Annotated in this window: 11 protein-coding genes; 2 read left to right on the top strand and 9 right to left on the bottom strand. The window is 44.1% G+C overall.

From position 1 onward, the window contains the following. Positions 1 to 206: 206 nt before the first annotated feature. From ACFPFU_RS02430 to ACFPFU_RS02405, 6 genes are all read right to left on the bottom strand, one after another. Positions 207 to 602, bottom strand: coding sequence for a transposase (locus tag ACFPFU_RS02430; protein WP_377061140.1), 396 nt, complete (start codon positions 600 to 602; stop codon positions 207 to 209). A 3-nt stretch (positions 603 to 605) separates the two neighbouring features. Then, a complete protein-coding gene (gene cas9 / locus ACFPFU_RS02425; RefSeq protein WP_377061138.1) occupies positions 606 to 5,192 on the bottom strand; it encodes a type II CRISPR RNA-guided endonuclease Cas9 in 4,587 nt (1,528 codons plus the stop codon). Between the two features lie 299 nt (positions 5,193 to 5,491). Beyond that, positions 5,492 to 5,968: an HIRAN domain-containing protein gene (locus ACFPFU_RS02420; RefSeq protein ID WP_377061137.1), complete on the bottom strand. Its 477-nt coding sequence runs from the start codon at positions 5,966 to 5,968 to the stop codon at positions 5,492 to 5,494. A 285-nt stretch (positions 5,969 to 6,253) separates the two neighbouring features. Then, positions 6,254 to 7,276 carry a PAS domain S-box protein gene (locus ACFPFU_RS02415; protein ID WP_377061135.1) on the bottom strand — a complete coding sequence of 341 codons (1,023 nt, stop codon included), beginning with the start codon at positions 7,274 to 7,276 and terminating at the stop codon, positions 6,254 to 6,256. Positions 7,277 to 7,519: 243 nt separating this feature from the next. Continuing rightward, the gene (locus ACFPFU_RS02410) at positions 7,520 to 9,778 is read right to left on the bottom strand and encodes a PAS domain-containing sensor histidine kinase (protein ID WP_377061134.1); all 2,259 of its coding nucleotides are present in this window, start codon (positions 9,776 to 9,778) and stop codon (positions 7,520 to 7,522) included. A 218-nt stretch (positions 9,779 to 9,996) separates the two neighbouring features. After that, a complete protein-coding gene (locus tag ACFPFU_RS02405) occupies positions 9,997 to 10,833 on the bottom strand; it encodes an SMP-30/gluconolactonase/LRE family protein (RefSeq protein WP_377061132.1) in 837 nt (278 codons plus the stop codon). 381 nt (positions 10,834 to 11,214) lie between these two features. On the opposite strand from ACFPFU_RS02405, the gene ACFPFU_RS02400 reads away from it, so the two are divergent. Both ACFPFU_RS02400 and ACFPFU_RS02395 read left to right on the top strand, forming a co-directional pair. After that, complete coding sequence (locus ACFPFU_RS02400; protein WP_377061130.1) at positions 11,215 to 11,676, top strand: RidA family protein; 462 nt, start codon at positions 11,215 to 11,217, stop codon at positions 11,674 to 11,676. Between the two features lie 53 nt (positions 11,677 to 11,729). Then, complete coding sequence (locus ACFPFU_RS02395; RefSeq protein WP_377061128.1) at positions 11,730 to 12,836, top strand: bile acid:sodium symporter family protein; 1,107 nt, start codon at positions 11,730 to 11,732, stop codon at positions 12,834 to 12,836. On the opposite strand, the gene ACFPFU_RS02390 is transcribed toward ACFPFU_RS02395, so the two are convergent. The 3 genes from ACFPFU_RS02390 to ACFPFU_RS02380 form a co-directional block, all read right to left on the bottom strand. Further along, a complete protein-coding gene (locus ACFPFU_RS02390; protein WP_377061126.1) occupies positions 12,833 to 16,159 on the bottom strand; it encodes an FG-GAP-like repeat-containing protein in 3,327 nt (1,108 codons plus the stop codon). The genes ACFPFU_RS02395 and ACFPFU_RS02390 overlap by 4 nt on opposite strands. Before the next feature lie 75 nt (positions 16,160 to 16,234). Then, positions 16,235 to 17,851, bottom strand: a complete 1,617-nt coding sequence (locus tag ACFPFU_RS02385) for a SusD/RagB family nutrient-binding outer membrane lipoprotein (protein ID WP_377061125.1) — start codon at positions 17,849 to 17,851, stop codon at positions 16,235 to 16,237. Positions 17,852 to 17,860: 9 nt separating this feature from the next. Next, complete coding sequence (locus ACFPFU_RS02380; protein WP_377061123.1) at positions 17,861 to 20,929, bottom strand: SusC/RagA family TonB-linked outer membrane protein; 3,069 nt, start codon at positions 20,927 to 20,929, stop codon at positions 17,861 to 17,863. Positions 20,930 to 21,227 lie beyond the last annotated feature (298 nt).

Genomic DNA, 21,227 nt, shown 5'->3' with positions numbered 1-21,227 from the left:
GCGGATCGGAAAAGTTTATCCTCCTTACTCCAAATCCTTGTTTAAAATCATCTCTCTTTTCACCTCCATCACATCATTTACATGGGACATTCCGTCAAAGAAGTTCATATAGTAGGCTCTGTCCAAGAGGGATTTCATCTCAGGACGCTTATAAGCATGCCAGCTTGACCATCTCCAATCATTAATCGAGTTTGCAAAGCCATGTTTCACCGGGTTAAGATGGATGTACAGGAAAGTTTTCTGCCATTGGGGTTCTGTTTGAATGGGTTTTCTTTTGAAATTTTTATGAATAGACTTCCTTTTCTTTCATATACTTTATTAAAAGATTGGGTATAGGAACTAAAGAAGTTTGAAAATCGCTTGGGGACAAACTTTTCCAAAGTTTCAAACTTTGGAAAAGTTTTCCTTAACGCTTCTTCCGGCCTCACGCCCACCAAAAAATGAAAGTGATTTGGCATCAGGCAGTAAGCATACGTATCTACCACCTCTCCCAGGTATTTTATATATTGCTGCAAAAAATACCTATAGTTCTCCTCCTCCCGGAAGATATTTTCCGAGCCGTTGGCGTGGTTGTAGATGTGGTAGGATTGGTCTGGGGCCATAGGCTAAGCTTTTGAAACATTTCCTAACCTATCGATTTTGAGTTTCCAACACCGATCTTTTATCATCACTCCTTCAACACTTCGTTCCATTTTGTTCAATGCTGAATATTCCAATTTGTTAACAATTGACGTGGAAACATCTTGTTTTATAAAAAAACACTGAGTTCCAGAAGAGCTTACCATTTTATATATCCTTTTCGTTTGTTCTTTCGAAAGACTATTAAAATCAATAGCAATAATATTTTCTTCCTCTTCAGGCACATACACCAAATCATTGGGTGACAAGTGGAACAGCAGTTTATCCCCTTTTTCATTTATCTCTGGAACTGGAATCAGTCCCTGTTTTTGCCTTTCTATCACAATATTCAATGGAATAGTATCATAACTTCGTTTACCGTCACTATTTTGATAGATAACAAAAAAGAGATTGGTACCTTTTGCTGCTTCCACAAACTTCTTTTTCTTGTTTCCTGTCTCCCCTACAATGAATTTATTACCCTTCGGTTCATAGGTCCTTACTTTTAATATAGGTTGGTGAAATTTCCCCCCATTGAGGTGGACGATATTTTTGTTCATTTCATCAATACCTTCTGGAGTAAAGGCTAACAATTCAGGAGCTATAGGTTTACCTTTTTCATCAATATGACCTATATAGTTGTCTAGATGGGCCAATAGAATCCTTTGAATACCTGTATCAGTGACAGAATCTTTAATCCGTCTTTCACTGAATGAAGTATCCAAGGGGGTACGGGAAGCTACCATATCGCTTTCCCAATAGTAAATTTCTACCCGGGAAACATCTTGGCTATTCCATTGGTATTTCCTGTCTTTGAAATACTTTGTCAAAAGCTTTTTGTCGTATTGCAACTTGACCAATGACTGTATCTCTTTTCTCAACGGCTTATCGGTTATATCGGGAATATTATCCAAAGCTATGTTTAAAGAAACCTCCCTCTTCTTTCTGAGCTTAATCAGCCCTGAGACTGTTTCTTTATGCATAGGCTTCCTAATAGCCCAATTGATTCCATTTTGCTTATTCAATCCTTTTTCAGGTTTTTCGTCTTTTCCAATTCTAATATTTCCGTTCTCGTCTTTATAGCTTTCATATGTATTAGTCGCCCTGTTTATCACCCGGAGGTTTTGCTTGAAGCTTACAACAATGGTTTCCAAAGTCTTTTGGGCATCTACTGTGAAATTTTTCCAAGGTTTTTTAAATATCCACCTATAGTTTTGATCAAGGCCCTCATTATATTTTTTATAACAAAGTTTGCTTCTTAAATCATAACGGAACTGCTGCTTCTCCGTCTTGGTTTTCTTTTTATGCAACGCATGCACGTTATTCATAAAATTGATGTGTTCACGTGTGGCACAAGCTATGATCAAAGCGTCTAAAGCATGGTGTCTGTGGTCAAGGCGCTTCTTTTGGAAACCTTTTGACAACTCAAGAGGGACGGTTGGCAAGTATTTTTGGTGGTTATCATTCCAACTTGTGAAATCTTTTGAATTGGTAAGCCGGTTCATCCTTTCAAAACGGGGCAATACCAGACTATTCCACACGTCGTTAAGTCCCCAATCCTGCTTAAGTGTCGAGGTAATTTTTCCATTTCCTGGTATCAGGTTTTTGGAGTTGGTACCGTCGTCTTTGATTTCCGACCGGACAATGTTGGACAACACGGCAGTAACAAACTTACTGATATAGCGGGTATCATTAATCTGACGTTCGATCATTCTCTCCGGTATATCTTCCATCAACAATTTATTACGCTTCGCCCGGTTCTTGCTATAATGTTCTTTTACAAATTCAACATATTCTTCTTCTGTGAAAATCCTAATGATTTTGCCGTTTTTCGATAGCTCGTCAACAACTTTCCCGCCTTGGTTTTTAATAAACTCTAATCCTAGTTGATGATTCTTGTAGGGATTATTTACCACTGATTCACAAATTACCTTATTGCTGAAACTGTCATCGAAGTACCGGCTTTGGGGAATGATATGTTCTATTTCGTATTCCGGGGTGAAAAGTTTGGTAAAAGGGATAATTTCCCCCGTGTATGGAGAGCGGTATTTTTGCTCAAGCCAAAGCTTATAGCGTAACAGCTCAGAACGTGTGGGTTCGGCTTTTTTACTGATTTTTTCTACATCCTCAGGAATATCGATATTTGAATGCAGTACTCCTTCTTCATAAACCTTGAGGATTTCCTGCTGCATCGGCGAGTAGGGTCGGACATTCTCAAATTTCTCGTCATTTTTAAGCTCTGTCAACAAAGCTTTTATACGAAGGTTAGTATTTTCATTTTCCGTAATCTGGTTGGTTATCTGTTTGCGTCTATCTGCCGGATTTTTCATTTCACGCCCCAGCTCTACGTGGATTTTGTCAAAATAATCCTTTGCACCTGCACCGTACTTAAGCCAAATATCTCTGACTACTCTTAGAGTCTCGGTAATCACCTGTTCCGCGATGGGATTCCGTAGAGAATGTTGCTTAAATTCACTAATATATGCGTCTAAGTCAGAAACCGAATTCCATTTATCGACAATATTGGCCTCTGAATGTCTATCGTAAACGATATAACTCGCTAACCATAACTGTAAGCCTTGAAAATGATGCTGTTCGGTTAAATCAATCACTTTCTCCCTTACCCTGTTTTCGATCTCCTCATCATATTCACCGGTTATGATTTTATCAATCCTTCTTTTTGTTTTTTCATCAATAGCATCCCAGCTCCAGTATTTACCCAACCGCAATATGGGCAATAGTCTCTTAATGGCTTTTAAAGAAAAGGAGCCATACTCACTCTTAAAAGCGGGGAATTTTTTGAAGTTATCCAGAAAAGAATCGGCATCCAGCCCATATCTTTCAGCGAAGGTTTTCAATGCTTTTTCGTATTCCTCTTTATCAGTGACCGAGTAAATAATGTGCCACAAGTTGTATTCTATTTCTTGTGTCAGGAACTGGGAAGGTACATTTGAGACATTATTGATCCTTCGTCTGATTTCATAACCAGTTTCATTGCATGGATATTTTTTTGATTCGTTTTTGATCGGATCATATACATAGTTCCATCGATATTTTGCTATTTCCGAATTCAATGCCTTGCCTCTCAGTTCTTTCGAGGCAAGTAAATATTTCAAAATATCTTTGTGGTCTACCTCCTTATGATCCATTAAAAACTCAAAAAGATTTTCCCAATCTTCAATATTGTTTAGGAATTGCCTCGTTACTTCGATCTCGTCATCCGTTTGGTAGATTTTCAGATTGTACAACCATTGCCAAACCCTAAACTCTTGATAATAGGGATTGGATTTGGGGACAGCCTTAAGGTATTCGATCTTCTCCTCACCATTTACCCTATATTTTCTGTATTCCAAGGCACAATTTGCAATCGAAGATTTTTGACTTTTTAGAGGACGTTGGTAAAAAATGATGTCCTCAACGAAAAGATGGACAAAGTCCTTTTTGCCCAATGTCGACTGATGGGTTTCATTATTTCGGTATAGCTCCTTCACGCAATCGCTGTACATGCCTTCATCGCTTAGTTCTGGATGAAATATCTTTTGTTTTTTTAAAATGATCTTTAACTCCTCTTTGTAGAATTTACGTTCAATGGTGCGCACTAATTTTCCTTTTACTTTCTGTTGAGGGTTTTCCAATAGGGTGTCGTAAATGAAGGCACCTACCGTTTTACCGGCCTTGTTAATCTCCTGTTCGGTTTTCTTTTTGATCAGTGTCCAATCATTTTCCTGGGGCGCTCTAAAGCTTCTTTTTTCTTTCCCCTCTTTATCTTTTTTTACCGAACCGTCGTCATTCAGATCAGTGGTAATAATGAAATCCCGCACCTTGTCTTTCCAATCCGATAAATCCGTATTGCTTGAGCGTCTGTAAATCCATCCATTTTCGAGAATCAGAGAGTACCAGGTTTCTCCCTTTTTATTGGTTTCCTCATCAGCTACTACATCGGTAATTTTTAATGAATAAAACTCAACCAATTTGTTAGGGTGTTCCTCCTCTTCTTCTTCTCCTCCTCTCAACTGATAGTATCCACGCTTCTGATTGAAATTCAGGATGATCCAGGCAAGCTCTTCTTTTTCTATTTTCTGGGAAAGCGCTTTTTTTCGAAGGTAATAGATTGTCCAATCGTAAGAGATCAGTCTCCCCTCATTGAGTAATTGTGGCTGATATTGCCTGAAATCGCAAAGCATCTCTTCAAATGATTTTTTGAAGACGAATGCTTTGCCATCATAGGCCAATTTGGGCTCTGTTTCATCCAAAAACTTACCCAGTCGTTTCTCAAAATCTATTTGTGCAGCATAATGCTTAGGAAGAAAATCCATAATATTCAAAACACGGTGTAACCTTTCCCTGCGGAGCAAAAATCTTTCACGGAGCCTTCGGGTTCCTCTATAACGGGTTCTTTCGGCCGTTTGAGAAACAGAATTTCCCTTGCCAAAATCTCCTAAAATGTCCTGACTCATCGGGATGACCCGGCTTCCCATCCCAAGTATTTTGCCCTTCTTTTCTTCAAAGTTTCGTTCAATCAGTGCCCATCCTATTGAGTTAGTACCCAGGTCTAATCCTAAAATTCTTTTCATTATTTTCAAAAATTTAATTTTTACATAGTTCAAATATAAAATGTTTTTCTATTTTTGCAAAGAAGGTAAGTTTATGGTGCACCATAGATTGGGGTTTGCTTCCAAAACAAATACCGAAATCATTATTTCGATTTTGCCTTCTTATTCTCAACAACTAATAGTTATACAATTTGAACTATGTGTTGTGATTTGTTTTTATTTTTGTTTTATTTGATGAACAATTCTGAAAACAATTCACAATAAGGATTATTCCGTTGTGAAAACAGTTAAGGCGGGGCAACTCGCCTTTTTTATCCCCCTCACCTCCTATACCAATCATCCACATCATTCGCCGCGCCGTCGCTGAGCTTTTTGGAGGCGTTGGGGTGGTGGACGATCAGATCCGTCCATACCCCGATCCCTACCCGGTGGAAAGACTGTTTGGCCGTGACCATGGCTTTCAGCACCGCCCCCGCGTCCATCAGGTTGGCCAGGACAATGTTTTCATAGGCAGGCAGATAGCCGAGAAAGAACTTTTCCCAGGTGACGCCGATGGCGAACCGGTCATGGCGGTGGTCTGCAAACCGCGTCAATACCACATCATCCCCTACATGGATTTGCTTCAGGCATTTGCCCAAATCATAATATTCCACCCCTTTTAAATAGTTGTCATAAATTTTTACGCTTTGCGCCATCAAGCCGGTGAGCAAATCCGGACCCGGACCGGCCAGGGGCAGCACCAGAGAGGATCCTCCCAGACCGATCACCTTTAAAAATTCCTTTCTGTCTATTTTCATGTTTTTTGGACCACCGGTTACATAAGTGGAAATGCCTTTCTCGAAACAATGGTAAAAACAGGAACACACCACTCTGCTGCAGCGCTTTTTTTGTCCCTTTTAGCCTTAAAATAGCAGTTATTTTTTAATTTTGAAAAAATGCCAAAAACAATTTTATGGATGGGGAAATTAGGGCATTGTCAGAATGTTATTTCAAAATGCAAATAAAAGGACGAAAATACCTGAAATTTAGAATTGGAATCAGGATCCTATTATTAATACTTTAAAAAATCCCAATAATATAGTTTAACCGTCTTTTTTAACTTCCAGATTCACTTTATCAGTTTTGTTGACAATATCGCGGATGATGCTGTCCAGCTCTTCTGCGGAATCAATGATCATTTTTCGAAAAGCGTCTTTCCCAAAATCCTGTTCCAGCGTGTCCATCGCCATCACCAGACTCATCAGCCGGGCCAGAGGCGCCCTCACCACATGGGACTGCGTCCATGCGATCTCCTGAAGCCGTTTGTTCTGGTCTTCAATGGCATGGATGTAACGCAACCGGTCGGTGATATCATTGGCAAGTACCACCTCAGCCTTTTTCCCCTCATATTCCACCACATTGCTCCGGATTTCCACCTCAATTATCTCCCCGTTCTTTTTTTGATGCCTGAAAATCCGGAAGGCTTCCTGGGGAATACCCTTCCGTGCCTTTTGTACTGCCTTTTGCAGCTTGGGGATCTCTTCCTTGGGCCTGATTTGCAGCAGGTTCATGGACAAAAACTCCTTTTTGCTGTAGCCATAGTGATCAATCGCGGCTTGGTTGACGTCCAAAAATTTCAAGGTTTGTAGACAATACAAGTACATGGGCTGCGGGCTCAATTGGAAAAGTTCCTTGTATCTTTTTTCGGAATCCTGAAGCTGTTTCGAAATATGGTTTCTGCTGATGCTGTAGACAATGCTTTTGTACAGCGAGGTGGGGGAAAGTTCGTCTTTGAGCAAATAGTCTGACACCCCAAGGCCCAGGGACTTGATACCAAACTGAATGTCCGCATAACCGGTCAATACGATCACACTCGCATCCCCGGCCATTTTTTTTGTTTCCCTGATGAGCTTCTCACCGTGCAAATCGGGTAAAGTCAGATCAAGGAGAACCACATCAAAGGAATTGTTGCCGTTTTTATAAAGTTCCTTGGCATCTTCAAAAGTGTTGACAACCGTGATTTCCGGGGCAGGGATTTTTTCATGCAGGTATTCTTCCAACAAAAGAACGTCTCCCAAGTTATCCTCAATCAAAAGCAACTGATATGAATCTTGCTCCCTAAACATCCCGCTTTACAGAATTCTTCACAGAAAAAAACCTCCGATCGTACAAATCTACATCCATTGTATTCATTAAAATACTTTTTTATGCTGCCGGTTAGTGTTTTAAGACGACCGGTATGCCGAGAACAGCCAATTACATAAAAAGAATAGATTTAAGAAAGCCAAAAATAATTTTAATTACAATTATTTAATAGCATTTCTAAGAAAATCGCGGCAATGCAAGAAATAAAAACCTTTTCAACAATTTCATGGTGCCGGCTCAGGTCCGGTTTTTGGGATGGTGAAATAAAAAGTACTGCCTTTTCCTTCTTCTGAGGTAAACCATATTTTGCCTCCCAGGTTTTCGATGATTTTTTTACACATGGTCAGGCCAATACCGGAACCGGAGTATTCGTCCCGGGTATGGAGCCTTTTGAACAAAACAAAAACCTGCTCCTGCTTGGAAGCGGGAATACCAATGCCGTTGTCCTGTACGCTGAAGCACCATTCATCGTCCCTTTCTTCACTTTCTATCACTATTTCGGGGATCACTTCGGGCTTTTGGTATTTGAGCGCGTTGTTGACCAGGTTTTGAAAAACCTGCTGCAAGGGGGAAGAGGCGATATATACTTTAGGCAACTTCCCTGTGGTGATTTTGGCCTTTTTCTGATGGATCAGGACTTTGTTCAGGTTGATGATGTTGGCGACCACGTCGGCCACTTCTATTTCCCTGAATTTTTCCTCTTTTCTTCCTACCCTTGAATAGGCCAACAAATCAAGGATAATGTTTTTCATTCTGGAGGCACCGTCTACTGCAAAGTGAATGTACTTTTTCCCTTTCTCATCCAGTATGGGGTTGTATTTTTTTTCCAGCAGATTAAGGAATCCGGTAATCATCCTCAGTGGTTCCTGCAGATCGTGCGATGCCATATAGGCAAACTGCTCCAATTCCTGATTGGAAACCGCCAGTTCTTTTGCCTGTTTTTTGAGTTCCTCGTTAAGTTCTTTGAGTTTTTCTTCCTCTTTCTTTCTGTCGGTCACATCCCGCGACATGCCCACCAGGCCGATAACATTGTCTTCATCATCGAGTAAAGGCACTTTATTGGTGAGCAGACACCTTTTTTTTCCTTCCGCATCGGTATAGTATTCCTCCAGGTTGATCACCGGTTTTTTGGTTTTTATCAAATGCCGGTCAAAAGCGATCATTTTGGCTGCCGTATCCTTGTCAAAATAATCAAAAACGGTTTTGCCCAGCGTCTCTTTCTCGGTCCCGGCCCCCAGCAAATCCTGATACAGGTGCTTGTTGTTAATGATGTGCCTTCCCTTTTGGTCCTTCACGTATATTTGGATAGGGAGATTGTCGATAATGGTCCTGAGAAGAAAACGCTCTTTTACCAGTTCGTTGTCAGCTCGCTTTTTAGCCGTGATGTCTGAACCTACCCAAATATACTGGTAGGGATCGCCGGAATTATTCAAAAAAGGGACAACAGCCGTGTTTGTCCAATAAAAACCGCCACTGGCCTTTTTGCCTTTCAGTTCGCCCTGCCATACCTCATTGGCGGAGACTATTTCCCAGCAAGCCTGGATTTTGGCTTTCTCTTCCGCCGGGAACAAATCCTGCAAGTCTTTTCCAATCAGACTCCTGGCCTTGTATTCTGATAGTTCTTCAAACTTTTGGTTGATGTATGCTATTTTGCCTTGGTTGTCACAGATCATGATGATACAGGATTCATCCAGTGCAAACCGGTAATCCGAAAGCTCCCTTAAGCTTTCGAGCAGCTGCTCTTCGGCTTCTATTCTGTCAGATATGTCATTGATCAGTACCAGCGAACATTTCCTCCCTTTATATTCTATCAGGTGGCCCGTAATTTCCACGGTAAGCAGCTTCCCGCTTTTGGTCTTATGTCTCCATATCTGTTGGTAGATATTGGCGTAACTTTCTTCATCCGCCGTGTATTTTTCCAAGAGGGGGATGTCTTCTTCAGGCCGGATATCCCTGATATTCATCCCAATAAATTCCTCCCTGCTGTATCCATATTTGAGTATGGCCTGATGGTTGCAATCCGTGATTTCGAGTGTTTCAAAATCCCAAATGATCATCGGCATGGGACTGTTTATGAAGATGTGTTCATATAAGGTGTTTTGCAGAAGTTCCGGAGGTCGATTAGATACGCCTTCCGGCTCGCCTGTGGCCATCAAAGTACCCGCAAAGCGGCATTTACGTTCTTCAGAAAGTATGGCTTTGCCTTTTAAGATCAGCTCCTTGCCGTTTTGATCGTAAGCTTTTAGGGAAAAGGCGGCATTGTTTTGGAGCAAATCATGAAAACACTTGCCTAGTATATGGCGCCATTTGGCTTGAAAGTAATTTAAAAATTCAGCTAAGGCCATCGGCGTATCTTCCTTGATTTCAAGTATCCGACGGAAAACATCAGAAAAATGTATGGTGCTCTTTTCCGGATCCAGTTCCCAGGCACCTACATCAGAAAGCTCCAAAATACTGGACCACGTTATCTTTTCTTCCTCCATGACGTATAATGGGCTTCGCTTATGATACCCTGCTCTAATTCAAATATTCGACCAACACCAGCTTGGTAATGTCACCTGTGAAACAGCACTCCTTTTTACTCACCCCCTGGTCCGCCGCAGTAGGGAAGACAGCGTTCAGGGTTGTGGCTCTAGAGCCTGTCCCGTCATCGGGAGGACAGGGTACGTGGGGCATGTGTCAAAATGGATGTCACAGAATCCTAGTTTTTGAATTCCCTCCCCGGTTTCTCCGTTCTAAAGAAGTCTATGTTGCCGTTGTCCTGCAAAGTAACGTAAGCAGTTTTTCCGTTTTTGCCGCCAAAGGCAATATTGGATGGTTTTTTACCGGACATTTCGATTTCCTCCAGCACCTCACCTTGTGGCGAAAGTTTTACGACAGTCCCTTTGCCATGCCGGGTGATGAATAAGTTGCCATCGGTATCCACCCGCATACCGTCCATACCGAAATCCTCGAATTGTATGAGCAGTCTTTTGTTGCTTATTTCTCCGTGTTCACTGAGGTCATAAGCCCAAACATTTCTTTGGACAGATTCATTGACGTACAGGGTCTTGTTGTCCGGACTGACCTCAATGCCGTTTGTGGTGCCCATGTCCGACTCCAATAGTACAAATTTGCCATCGGTACCTACTCTCCAGATCTGTCCCGTACTGTTTTTCCAATTCGGATCACTCGCAAAGATTATATCATTGTCCATAATAGCCAAGTCATTGGGTTGATTGAGTCCCTCATGATGCGCATACACCGTCAATTCTTTAGAAGCCATGTCCACCTTCAGCACATTATGGCCGGTATAGTCGGCTATCATCATGTTTCCTTTGCTGTCGAACCGGATACCGTTGCCGGTGCTGCCTGCAGGCAATTCGATGAATAAAGAGGCCTGCCCTTCGGGAGTGACTTTACCGATGGTTCCCTCTTTCCCGAAGTTGACTACATACAGGTTTCCGTCGCGGTCTACTGCGGGCCCTTCAATCCCCGCGGTAAATTCACTTCCCGTTGTGAAGCTCTGGCTTTTATAAAAGGTTTCCTGCTCTTCCATTTGGCTAGTGTTATCATTGGGTTTACATGCTGCCGCCATTGCAAGCAGAAGCATAAAAAAACATACTCTTGTCATATTCATATCTAATATTAAAAGGATAAGGGTGCAAATACAGAAAAACTGCTCTTTAACTGCAAATATGCCGATAATTATTTAATTCTGAACGTGAATCAAAATATACTAAAAATAATCTGTTTTCTAACGAATGTAACCAAAAATGAAAGGGTAACTGCATGGTATGACAACAATCATAATTCCTTTTTCGAACGTCCGTCGCCGTCTGCATCAAAGTCTTTTCCGCCATCATGATAGTGTTTGGAGAAAAAAGAATAAAGCCATATATTCAACGGTTTTAATCTGCTATCATAAAAACGTGCAAACATGGAAAAACTTAAAAGAAGATCAACACTTAAAAAATTGTTTACCTCTATTGCTGGCATAGCCGGTATTGGTGTGGTGGCCAATGCAAAACCTGAGGAGGCTCTGGAAAAAGAAGTGAATAACGTGACGTTGGATCAGGATGTTCCCTTGTTTTCAGGTTCCACAAAATTGGGCAATCTGGTTTTTGTTGCCGGAAAAGGAGCTCATTTTGACGGGGATATCAAGGATCATACGGATCACGTGCTGAAGGAACTTCAAAAAGAACTGGAAAAAGCGGGCTCTTCTATGGACAAGGTGCTGAAGGTAAACGTCTATCTACATGATCTGAATGATTACAAGGGGATGAATGAAGTTTATAAAGGAAGGTTCGGGAATAAACCGCCTGTCAGGACCACTGTGGCGACCTACGGAGGTGTTCCTGGTGACTCATTGGTTGAAATGGATTGCATTGCCTATATTTGATTTTTATCCTTGCTTTGACTTTTGGATCGTTTTGACCTATAAACCTGATAACTTTGAATAAAGAAAGTTTTTACAAAATAACCTTAGGAGCAGGTCTGATTTGCCTGCTCTTATCCTTGATTCTGATATTGATTGGAAAAATCGACCATGCAGGTCCCCCCTTGATTGCATTTTTTATGTTGGTGGGAGTAGGCTTTCAAGGCTTTGCCAGATTAAAGGGATATACCTATACAGCAATGATTTTTGGGGCGGTCACTGCGGCGTTGTATTATCCGGAATATTTTATAGAATATGATGGTTATGCCTACAGTAATCTGATTACGCCGTTGATACAGATCATTATGTTTGGTATGGGGACCTCCATGTCCGTAAACGATTTTGTAGGTGTGGCCAAAATGCCAAAGGGGGTGTTTGTGGGGCTGCTTTGTCAGTTTTCCATTATGCCGGTTTTAGGATTTATCATTGCAAGTCTTAGCAATTTTCCAGCCGAGATTGCGGCAGGCATTATCCTGATTGGCTGTTCTCCCAGCGGCCTCGCTTCAAATGTCATGAGCTTTTTGGCCAGGGCAAACCTGGCCCTTTCAATTACCATCACAGCGATAGCCACGTTAATGGCGCCTTTTATGACGCCGTTGCTAATGAAAGTATTGGCAGGGGCATTCGTCGAAATCGACATTCTGGAAATGATGTGGAGCATTGTCAAGATGGTCATTATTCCCATTGTGGCCGGTTTGGTATTCAACAAGTTTTTGAGCGGGAGAGCAAAGTGGCTGGATGAGGCCATGCCGTTGGTTTCCATGATAGGGATAGGGATCATCATCACCATCATTACCGCGGCGGGAAGAGACAGTCTTTTGGATATCGGGGGGCTTTTGATCGTCCTGGTGCTGATTCACAACCTGTGCGGCTATAACTTTGGCTACTGGATAAGCAGGTTATTGGGGCTGAGCGAGAGGGATTCAAGGACCGTGGCCTTGGAGGTGGGCATGCAAAACGGCGGGTTGGCTTCCGGCCTGGCCAAGGAAATGGGCAAGATTGCCACCGTAGGTCTCGCACCGGCGGTTTTTGGTCCGTTGATGAACATCACAGGTTCTATTCTGGCTTCCTATTGGCACCGAAAACCCCCAAAAGAGAAGAAAGAAGTAGCAGCAAAAGTCTAATCGATTTTATATACTTTGAGAGGCCGGTTGTTTCTCCCTACCATCAGGTATTTCTGGTTAAGAATTTGCATGGTGGTCAGGTTTCTCACATCGCCTCTTAAAACAAGCCCTGAGGATTCCGGTTGCAGGCTTTTGAAGTTACCCTGGCCGTCCCCCATAAAAACAAATCCGTGATTGCCGTCCTGCCTTCCCGAGCTCACCCTCGTACGGCTGAGATTACCGCCTGTGATTAGGTCAGGATAACCGTCCCCATCCAAATCAGCCACCGCCAACGCGTGAATCGGGGAGAACTGGGCTTCTTTGGGAAGAGGGCTTAGTCTGAAATGCCCCGTGCCGTCATTTTCCAAATAAACAGAAGCCAGCAGGGTGGCCTGCAATGAATCTGCATCGTTCAGCTCCTCTTTGGAAAAAAAGTCTTTCAAACCGGCTTTTGCGAAGGACCTATAATCGGGAAATTTGCCTTTCATTTGGGAGAGTTGCCCTATCAGTTCATCCCTGCTGAATGCAAACGCATTGGTATCGGCAATATAATAAGTGAAAATAGGGTCTATTTTGCCATTATTGTCAAAATCTTTGTAAACCAGGTGCATGGGTTGTTCACGGCTGGGTTTATAGGGATTGTTAAGCCCATAATTTCCGATAATAATATCCATGTCCCCGTCATTATCCATGTCCTCCGCCAGGATTTTAAGCCACCACCCGCGGGTGTCTCCCGGGATGGCCTGCTTGTTTTTGGCGAGTGCTTTGCCTCCCTGGTTGATGTAAATTCCGATATCCATCCATTCACCCACCACTACCAAATCCACGTATCCGTCATCATTAAGAGGAACAAATAGAGCGTCACTGACCATTCCGGGTGCTGCGAGTTCCGGGCAAAATGCCGCGGTGACATCCGTAAAATTCCCCTTGCCATCGTTTTTAAGCAGATAGCTTCTTGGTGAAAGCGGATAATTCCCGGGACAGAAGCGCCCGCCCACAAACAGATCCACATGACCGTCTCCGTCAAAATCCCCCGCTGTTACAGCACCGCCACTGACATGCATCCGCGGCAGCGCGTCCGGGTTTTTGGTGAAATTGCCCCTGCCGTCGTTAATATACAGCCGGTCCTGGTACATGGGGTCACCGTCCGGATAATCGCTGCCTCCGCTTACCAGATAAAGGTCAAGGGCGCCGTTTCCGTTGAAATCCGCCAGGATGGCATCGGTGTCTATAAACGCACTATCGGTCTCAATATGCGTTTGCGGATATTCCTTGAATTCGCCGTTTGGCAACTGAAGAAAAAATCTGCCCGGACTGTCTTTACCCCCGCCGATAAAAATATCTTCCAAGCCATCTCCGTTGATGTCTCCCTTTGTCAGTTGCGGTCCCATGGTGGACATCGTATTGGGCATAAGGCGATCCTGGGTAAAATCCAGATAGTCTGATTCCTGGTGGCTGTAGTGAAGACCCAAAGCATGGTCTACTTCTATGAATTTTCGGCCCGGATCAGATGAGGAAGAGATATGGGGAGAAGCCTGGCTTTGGTCCACCACCAAAAGCTCATTGATATGGGGACCGCTGATGACCTGCTTTCTGCCGTCAGGCCAATAAACTTCCAGACTGTCCACTACGGTCATATCCCCCAGACCAAAAACCAACTCATGGCCAACAGACGACTGATAGCCTCTGACGGGAACCAGTTCCTGATGGAAGTGTTTGCCTTCCCCATATAACAAAACTTTTGACCCAATGCCATGGGTGTTTTCTGTGTCGCCTTTTAACCTTATTTTCAGAAAGTTGTTACGGTTTAATCTTTCGCTGTTGTTGCGGTATACACTGGTGATGTCATTGGTATGACAGATGATAAGGTCCAAATCCCCATCACCGTCCAAATCAGCGTATGCCGCTGCATTGGATACGGTAAGTCCTTTCAGGCCCCATTCTGCCGCCCTGTTGGTAAAAGTCATGTCCCCGTTATTGTGATAAAGATAATTTTCCACATAAATGGGCGGCATCTTTTCGATCAGTTCCATCAAGGCCTCTTCTTTTCTGGAATGGACGGACTTTATGCGTTCACTTACCATATAATTTAAAAAATCCATATCCAGGTAGTTTCTGGCATAGCCGTTGGTGACCAAAAGGTCTTTCCAGCCGTCATTATCAAAATCAGCTGCCAATACAGCCCAGCTCCAGTCTGTGTGGGAAACGCCGGCATATCGGCCTATTTCACTGAAATACCCGTTTCTTTGGTTCAGATGGAGCATATTGCGCATGGATTGCGCGTGGAAACCTTTATCCAGCAGTTCGCGGTATTTGTCGTAGTTTTCGGGACCAAGTATGGATTTCTGATTAAAGCTGTATTCTGGCATCATGTCCATAGTGATGATGTCCGGCCAAAGGTCATTGTTGAGGTCGGCTCCGTCCGCTCCCATGGAAAAAAGGGAGACATGGCTCATATAATCCCTCACCGACTCCTTGAATGTGCCATCCCGTTGGTTGATGTAAAGATAATCTTCTTCGTTATAGTCGTTGCTGACGTACACATCAGGCCATCCATCATTATTGACGTCTGTGACAGTGACCGCAAGGCCAAAGCCCAATACGTTGCTGATGATGCCGCTCTCTTCCGTTACATCAATGAATTTTCCGCCATCATTCCGGTAAAGTTTGTCACCGAGATATTCCCCTCTCCTGTTTTTAAAAGAACCGTCAATTCTGCTGAATCCGGCATAGTCCTGAGTGGAATGGTTGAGCAGAAACATGTCGAGATCACCGTCCCGGTCATAGTCGAAAAAAGTGGCCTGGGTCGAAAAGCCGGGATCATCCAGGCCGAATTCTTTGGCCCTCTCCGTGAAAGTCAAATCACCGTTGTTGATAAACAGCAGGTTTCTGCGGTTGTTGGGATCGTTTGCGGCGGAGCGGCAGATATAGATGTCCACCAAACCATCACCATTTACGTCAGCCATGGTCACACCGGTGTTCCAAAGGCCTGCGGCTTCCACGCCGGCCTGCCCGGTAATGTCTTCAAATTCGAAGTTTCCTTTGTTAAGGTACAGTTTGCTGGCCATCATGTTTCCGGTGAAATAGAGATCAGGAAGACCGTCATTATTGATGTCCCCTACAGCCACGCCGCCGCCTTGGTAAAAATACCCGTAAGTCAATACGTTGAACTCCTCGGATTCTTTGACCAGGTTTTTAAAGTTTATCCCGGTTTTCTTGGGAGACATTTCCGTAAAAAGGGCATTAGGGTTTTCCTTTTGGCAGGAATACCAGAAAAAACTCAGCACGAGTAATGATACCCATTTGATTTTCAATATTTTATAATATATAGAAGCAGTTCTCATACCGGACTTTAAATTAAAAAAAGTGCCGTTAAGAACGGCACCTTTTATCAAATATTGTTAAATAACTTCCTTGCCTTAAGGTTTGGCGTCCCACCATAGTTTGGTGGAGTTTCTATTCCCACCCCTGGATGCCAGTTCGGGAAGTTCAATGGCCCTGCCGACCGCTGCAGCGTTGTTATTGAACTCACCCTCGACAAATATCAACCTTGGCATGACCATGTTGGCCGGCACACTCTCGTTGTCTGAATTTAATCTGGGATAAGGGCTGGGATATTTGGTCCTTCTTAATTCAGCCCAAGCTTCCCATCCGTCAGGATAGAGGGCTATCCATTTTTGGGTACAGATTTGTTCCAGTTGTTTTTCTTTGGGTCCTCCGGTAAGATAGGCTACAGGGATATCGGAATTAGGCGCTAAATTCCAGGATGAATTGGCGAATGTGACCGCTTTTGGTGTGTTTGAGCTGGAAATATAAGCCTGAACAGCGGCCGGAGAAGCTCCTATGCGTGGTTCTGTCATGGACATCTCAATGCCTTTTTCATAAAACTCCTGGGCAGAACCTCCCATGTTCCAACCTTCCAGAGCACCCTCAGCCCTTAAGAAGTATACTTCGGCAGAACTCATCACCCTCCACGGCTCTCCTGCGGCACTGCCTCCCCTGTTTTCATTCAGGAATATGACTCCCATATCGGAATGGGCACTGTTCCATCCCGTTTGGCCCAGGTCTTCTCTTGACAGTCCATTTCTCAATCCTTTATAGGGAGGGCCCGAGCCGGTATCCTGATAATCCTGCGTTTCACTGAAATATATGCCGACCCTTGGATCCTCGTATCCCAACATCACACTTTCCATCAATGCACTCATCCGGAATTCACCCCAGTTGGTAATGATCCAATAGGGATTACGGGAGTTAATGGTGGTGTTGATAAATGCATTGTCACTGTTGGACGCGATCACCCCGTCTGCAACCGCTTTTTCGGCTTCCGCTTTGGCCAGGGCAGGGTCAGCATATTTTACCCTCATGGCCAAACGTAGTCTCAAAGAATTGGCAAACAGCAGCCATTTAGCGGCACTTCCTCCGTAAATCTGATCATGGCCCACAAAAGCACTTCCACCGGAATGTTGTTTCAACACACTGACCGCCTGATCCAACTGGACGAAGAAATCCCTATAGACAGATTCCTGGGTGTCATAATCCACGCTGGTTTGTCCATTCCCGAATTCGGAATAGATGATAGGACCCCAGTAGTCGGTAATTCTATGGTAGCCCGCGACCTTCCAAACTTTTATAATGGCATTTTCCAAGGGCAGATCATTTTCTGCAGTGAAATCCTCCACAAATTTAATGACCGGCGCCGCCTGTCCATAGAAATAGTTCCAGGCACCATTGGACCAACCGCCCACCTGGGTATGCCGGTCCGAGTCAAAATTCACTTGGGTGGTGGCAAAATATTGCGCATATAAATCTGCAAATAAACTTTGCGCGGTCTGGAAGCCTGCGGTACTCCCCCCAGGAGCAAGGTACATGGCCCTTCCCTGTGCATTGGCGAAAGCCTGCCCCAGCAATCCAATATCCAAATTGGATGCTACGATGGCATTTGGTGGCGTATTCAGCTCTTCGAAATTTTCCGTACAGGCACCGAATGTCAATGCCGTAAGGGATAAACCCATCGCTATTTTAGATATTTTCATCATCTTTGATTTTTAGAACCCTAAATTAAGATTAAGACCGAATGACCTGGCCGTAGGAGGGCCAAAGGAATCAAAGCCAGCTGCGGAAGCTGCTGTACCTACCGTTACGTCAGGATCTATGTTTTTGGCTTCATTCAGGAAGAAAAACAGGTTTCTGGCCACAAATGAGATGTTGACAGAATTTAAGGGTAACCCTTCCAGTTTACTTCTTGGAATGGAGTATCCGATAACTGCTTCCCTCATCCTGACGTTTGTGGCCGAAACGGAAAACACTTCACCGATAGGGGCATTCCTTCCGCCCATATTCACCCAAAACAATTCAGCCGTGGTGGGGATGTCATTGGGGACATAGGTTCCGTCCTCTGCTTCCCTTACCGCAGTTTCATGTGCCATGAAGTTTTGTCCAAAAATCAGCCCGCCGTCTCTGCCCTCAAGGGTTTCTTCCGTCACCCCGTCCGCATATATGATGGCGTTAGTCAAGGAAGCAATGCTACCGCCCTGTCTGAAATCGATGGTGAAATTCGCCCTGAAGTTTTTATAGGTAAAGGAATTTTGAATTCCCCCTATCCAGATGGGATTATAATTAGCCACCCTGACGGTAAAGCCGGGGGTGGTTCTGGGTACACCGTTTTCCCCTACGATTACCCTGCCCTGATCATCTCTCAGATATCCCCTGGAATAAACCTCACCGAACATTTTCCCTTCCTCCACTCTGAACTGACGAAGAAAGTCAGAGCCTACCACAATACTGGGCCGTTCATCATTGATTTCATTCACCATGGATATATTCCGGGCAAAGTTGGCTGTGATATTCCAGTTAAAATCACTCCTTCTGATAGGTGTGATGTTGACTACCGCCTCAATACCCTCATTCTGCACATCCCCACCGTTGGTAAAGAAACTGGATGCACCGGAGCCTACAGGCAAGGCTACGGTAAACAGTTGGTTAATGGAGTTGGTTTTATAGTAGGTGAAATCCAAACCCAATCTATTGTCCATGAACCTGAAATCACCTCCTATTTCAATGGACCTGGTGGTTTCTGGAAGGAGGTTCTCATTAGGCAACGTCGTACTCAAAGAAAGGTACCCGCCCAAGCCGCCTGCAGCAAAAGCAGCGGTTCTTTGGAGCTGATAAGGGCTGGTGTCATTACCCACTTCCGCGAAGGATGCCCTTGCTTTGGCAAAGGTGAACCACTGGGGAAATTGTACCAGATCGGAAACGACGGCGTTCAAACCGACTGAAGGATAGAAAAACGACCAGTTTTGCCGTGGCAAGGTAGAGCTCCAGTCATTTCTGGCCGTCACATCCAGGAATATGGCGTTTTTCCATGCCAATTGCCCAAAGGAATAAAGGGAGTTTACATCCCTGGGTGATCCGACACCATGTGTGGAAACTACCTGTTGGGTGTTTTGCATGGCAAAGAAGTTAGGCACGATCATATTCTGTCCCGTATTTGAACTCAAGCTGGAATTCCTGTTGATCCTGCTGTTTCCTCCAAGGTTTACATTGAAATACCAATCTTGGCTGAGTGTCTTTTCATAGGAAATCAGGAAATCGGTGTTGATCTCCATGCTTTCTGAATTCCCAAACGTATACCTGCCATTTTGGGCGATGATGTAACTGTCGTTGTACAGCTTTTCTTCATTGGTCCCAAAAGACCGGTCCAACGCGGCTCTGGCCAGTACGGTTAATCCTTCGGCCAGCTCATAATTCAGGGAAGTAAAGGCTACGATCCTGTCCAAAGTATTGACCCTGAGATTCCTGTTGATGGCCCAATAAGGGTTAGCCCCACCGTTCGAACCTGGGTTGAAGTAATTCTGGCGCAACAATCCCGCTTCGTTGACATATTCAAACCGGGAAATGTCTTCGGTTCTGATGTTTCGTGGCAGCCTGTAGATGTGGCGGATGGGGTTGGAGAAATTTTCTCCCTGGGCCAGCTGGTTATCAATGTCCTGACGGATGTAGTTGATTTTGGAATCCAAAGTCAGCCTGTCCGTCAGTTTATTGGTCAACCGTAGATTGATGCTGTGTCTGGAAAGATCGTTGTTGGGTACCACACCGGCGGCATCGGTGTAGGTATAGGAGAAATAAGTCTGGTTCCGCTCATTGCCACCGGTGATGGCCAGGGTAGTAGCCAAATTATGACCTGTCCGGAAGAAATCCCGGACATTGTTGGGTTGTGGTAAAAAGGAATAGGAGTCCTGTGGCCTGTTGGGATCAGGCGACCAGTCGGCGACCGAAGAGCCATCCATCCTGGGGCCCCAGGAAAATTCCGAACCCGGCGCATAGTTTCCATTGCTGCCTTGACCATATATATTTTGATAATTGGTTAACAACAAAGGTTCATCAAACATATAGGAGGTGTTCAGCGTCACGTTAAAGCCGGTGGCGGCACCTCTTTTGGTATTCACCACAATCGCCCCGTTGTTGGCCCTGCTTCCATAAAGGGCTGCCGCATTCGGCCCTTTCAGCACGTTGATACTCTCGATGTCATCCGGGTTGAGGTTTTCTATACCGTTGGCCGGGACACCATCCACTATATATAGGGGTTGGCTGTCACCGCTGATGGACCTGTTACCCCTAAGAATTACCCGGGTAGGGCTTCCGACACCGCTTCCTGCCCTGTTGATAGAAAGGCCCGCCACTTTTCCCGAGAGGGAGTTCATGACATTCAATTCCCGGGCTTCGGAAAGCTCCCTGGTGCTGACATCCTGTACGGTATAGGTAAGGGCTTTCTTTTCCCTTTCCAAACCGAAAGCCGTAACAACCACTTCTGACAGTGCAGCTTCTTCCGCGGTTAGGGTAACGTTGATTACGTTACTGTTGCCTAGGGGCAATTCCCTTCTTCCGTATCCCAAATAGGAAAACACGAGGGTATTGCCAGTAGGGGGGACATTGATGCTGTATTGACCATCAATATCGGTGATCGTACCGATATTGGTCCCTTTTACGAGTACGCTCACGCCCGGTAGCGGCGTATTCGCGTCATCATCAGTCACCGTGCCGGTGACCGTCCTGTCTTGTGCCATTGCACAAAGTGCAAAAGACATAAGCAATAAAGCAAGTAAACTTTTTTTCATAAGATGAATGAAATAGAATAATAGATAAAAGAACAATCCAAATGGATATTGGTGTGTTAATTACTGGTAGACAGTAATACCTACGCGAACAATATGTTTTAACTGCAATAGACTCCTCGGGGGATTAATGAAGATTTTTAGTATTTAGTGAACCATACAAATTTTTTTAGTTATATAATGATTTTAGTAAGCATCCTACAAATAGGGTAAAAAAAGGTCAATAGGTTGGACTAAGGCCGGAGCTTTTGGACCGGGTTAGGTGAGGCAAAAACTCCCTTTTAGTAATATTAAGCATTAT

Source organism: Negadavirga shengliensis (assembly GCF_042652345.1).
Taxonomy (GTDB): Bacteria; Bacteroidota; Bacteroidia; order Cytophagales; family Cyclobacteriaceae; genus Negadavirga; species Negadavirga shengliensis.
This window is presented reverse-complemented; position numbering and strand designations above follow the sequence as displayed.

Excerpts from the sequence above, each read along its gene's own strand:
- ACFPFU_RS02430 (WP_377061140.1), bottom strand. The coding sequence starts at position 602 with ATGGCCCCAGACCAATCCTACCACATCTACAACCACGCCAACGGCTCG.
- cas9 (WP_377061138.1), bottom strand. The coding sequence starts at position 5,192 with ATGAAAAGAATTTTAGGATTAGACCTGGGTACTAACTCAATAGGATGG.
- ACFPFU_RS02420 (WP_377061137.1), bottom strand. The coding sequence starts at position 5,968 with ATGAAAATAGACAGAAAGGAATTTTTAAAGGTGATCGGTCTGGGAGGA.
- ACFPFU_RS02415 (WP_377061135.1), bottom strand. The coding sequence starts at position 7,276 with ATGTTTAGGGAGCAAGATTCATATCAGTTGCTTTTGATTGAGGATAAC.
- ACFPFU_RS02410 (WP_377061134.1), bottom strand. The coding sequence starts at position 9,778 with ATGGAGGAAGAAAAGATAACGTGGTCCAGTATTTTGGAGCTTTCTGAT.
- ACFPFU_RS02405 (WP_377061132.1), bottom strand. The coding sequence starts at position 10,833 with ATGGAAGAGCAGGAAACCTTTTATAAAAGCCAGAGCTTCACAACGGGA.
- ACFPFU_RS02400 (WP_377061130.1), top strand. The coding sequence starts at position 11,215 with ATGGAAAAACTTAAAAGAAGATCAACACTTAAAAAATTGTTTACCTCT.
- ACFPFU_RS02390 (WP_377061126.1), bottom strand. The coding sequence starts at position 16,159 with ATGAGAACTGCTTCTATATATTATAAAATATTGAAAATCAAATGGGTA.
- ACFPFU_RS02385 (WP_377061125.1), bottom strand. The coding sequence starts at position 17,851 with ATGATGAAAATATCTAAAATAGCGATGGGTTTATCCCTTACGGCATTG.
- ACFPFU_RS02380 (WP_377061123.1), bottom strand. The coding sequence starts at position 20,929 with ATGAAAAAAAGTTTACTTGCTTTATTGCTTATGTCTTTTGCACTTTGT.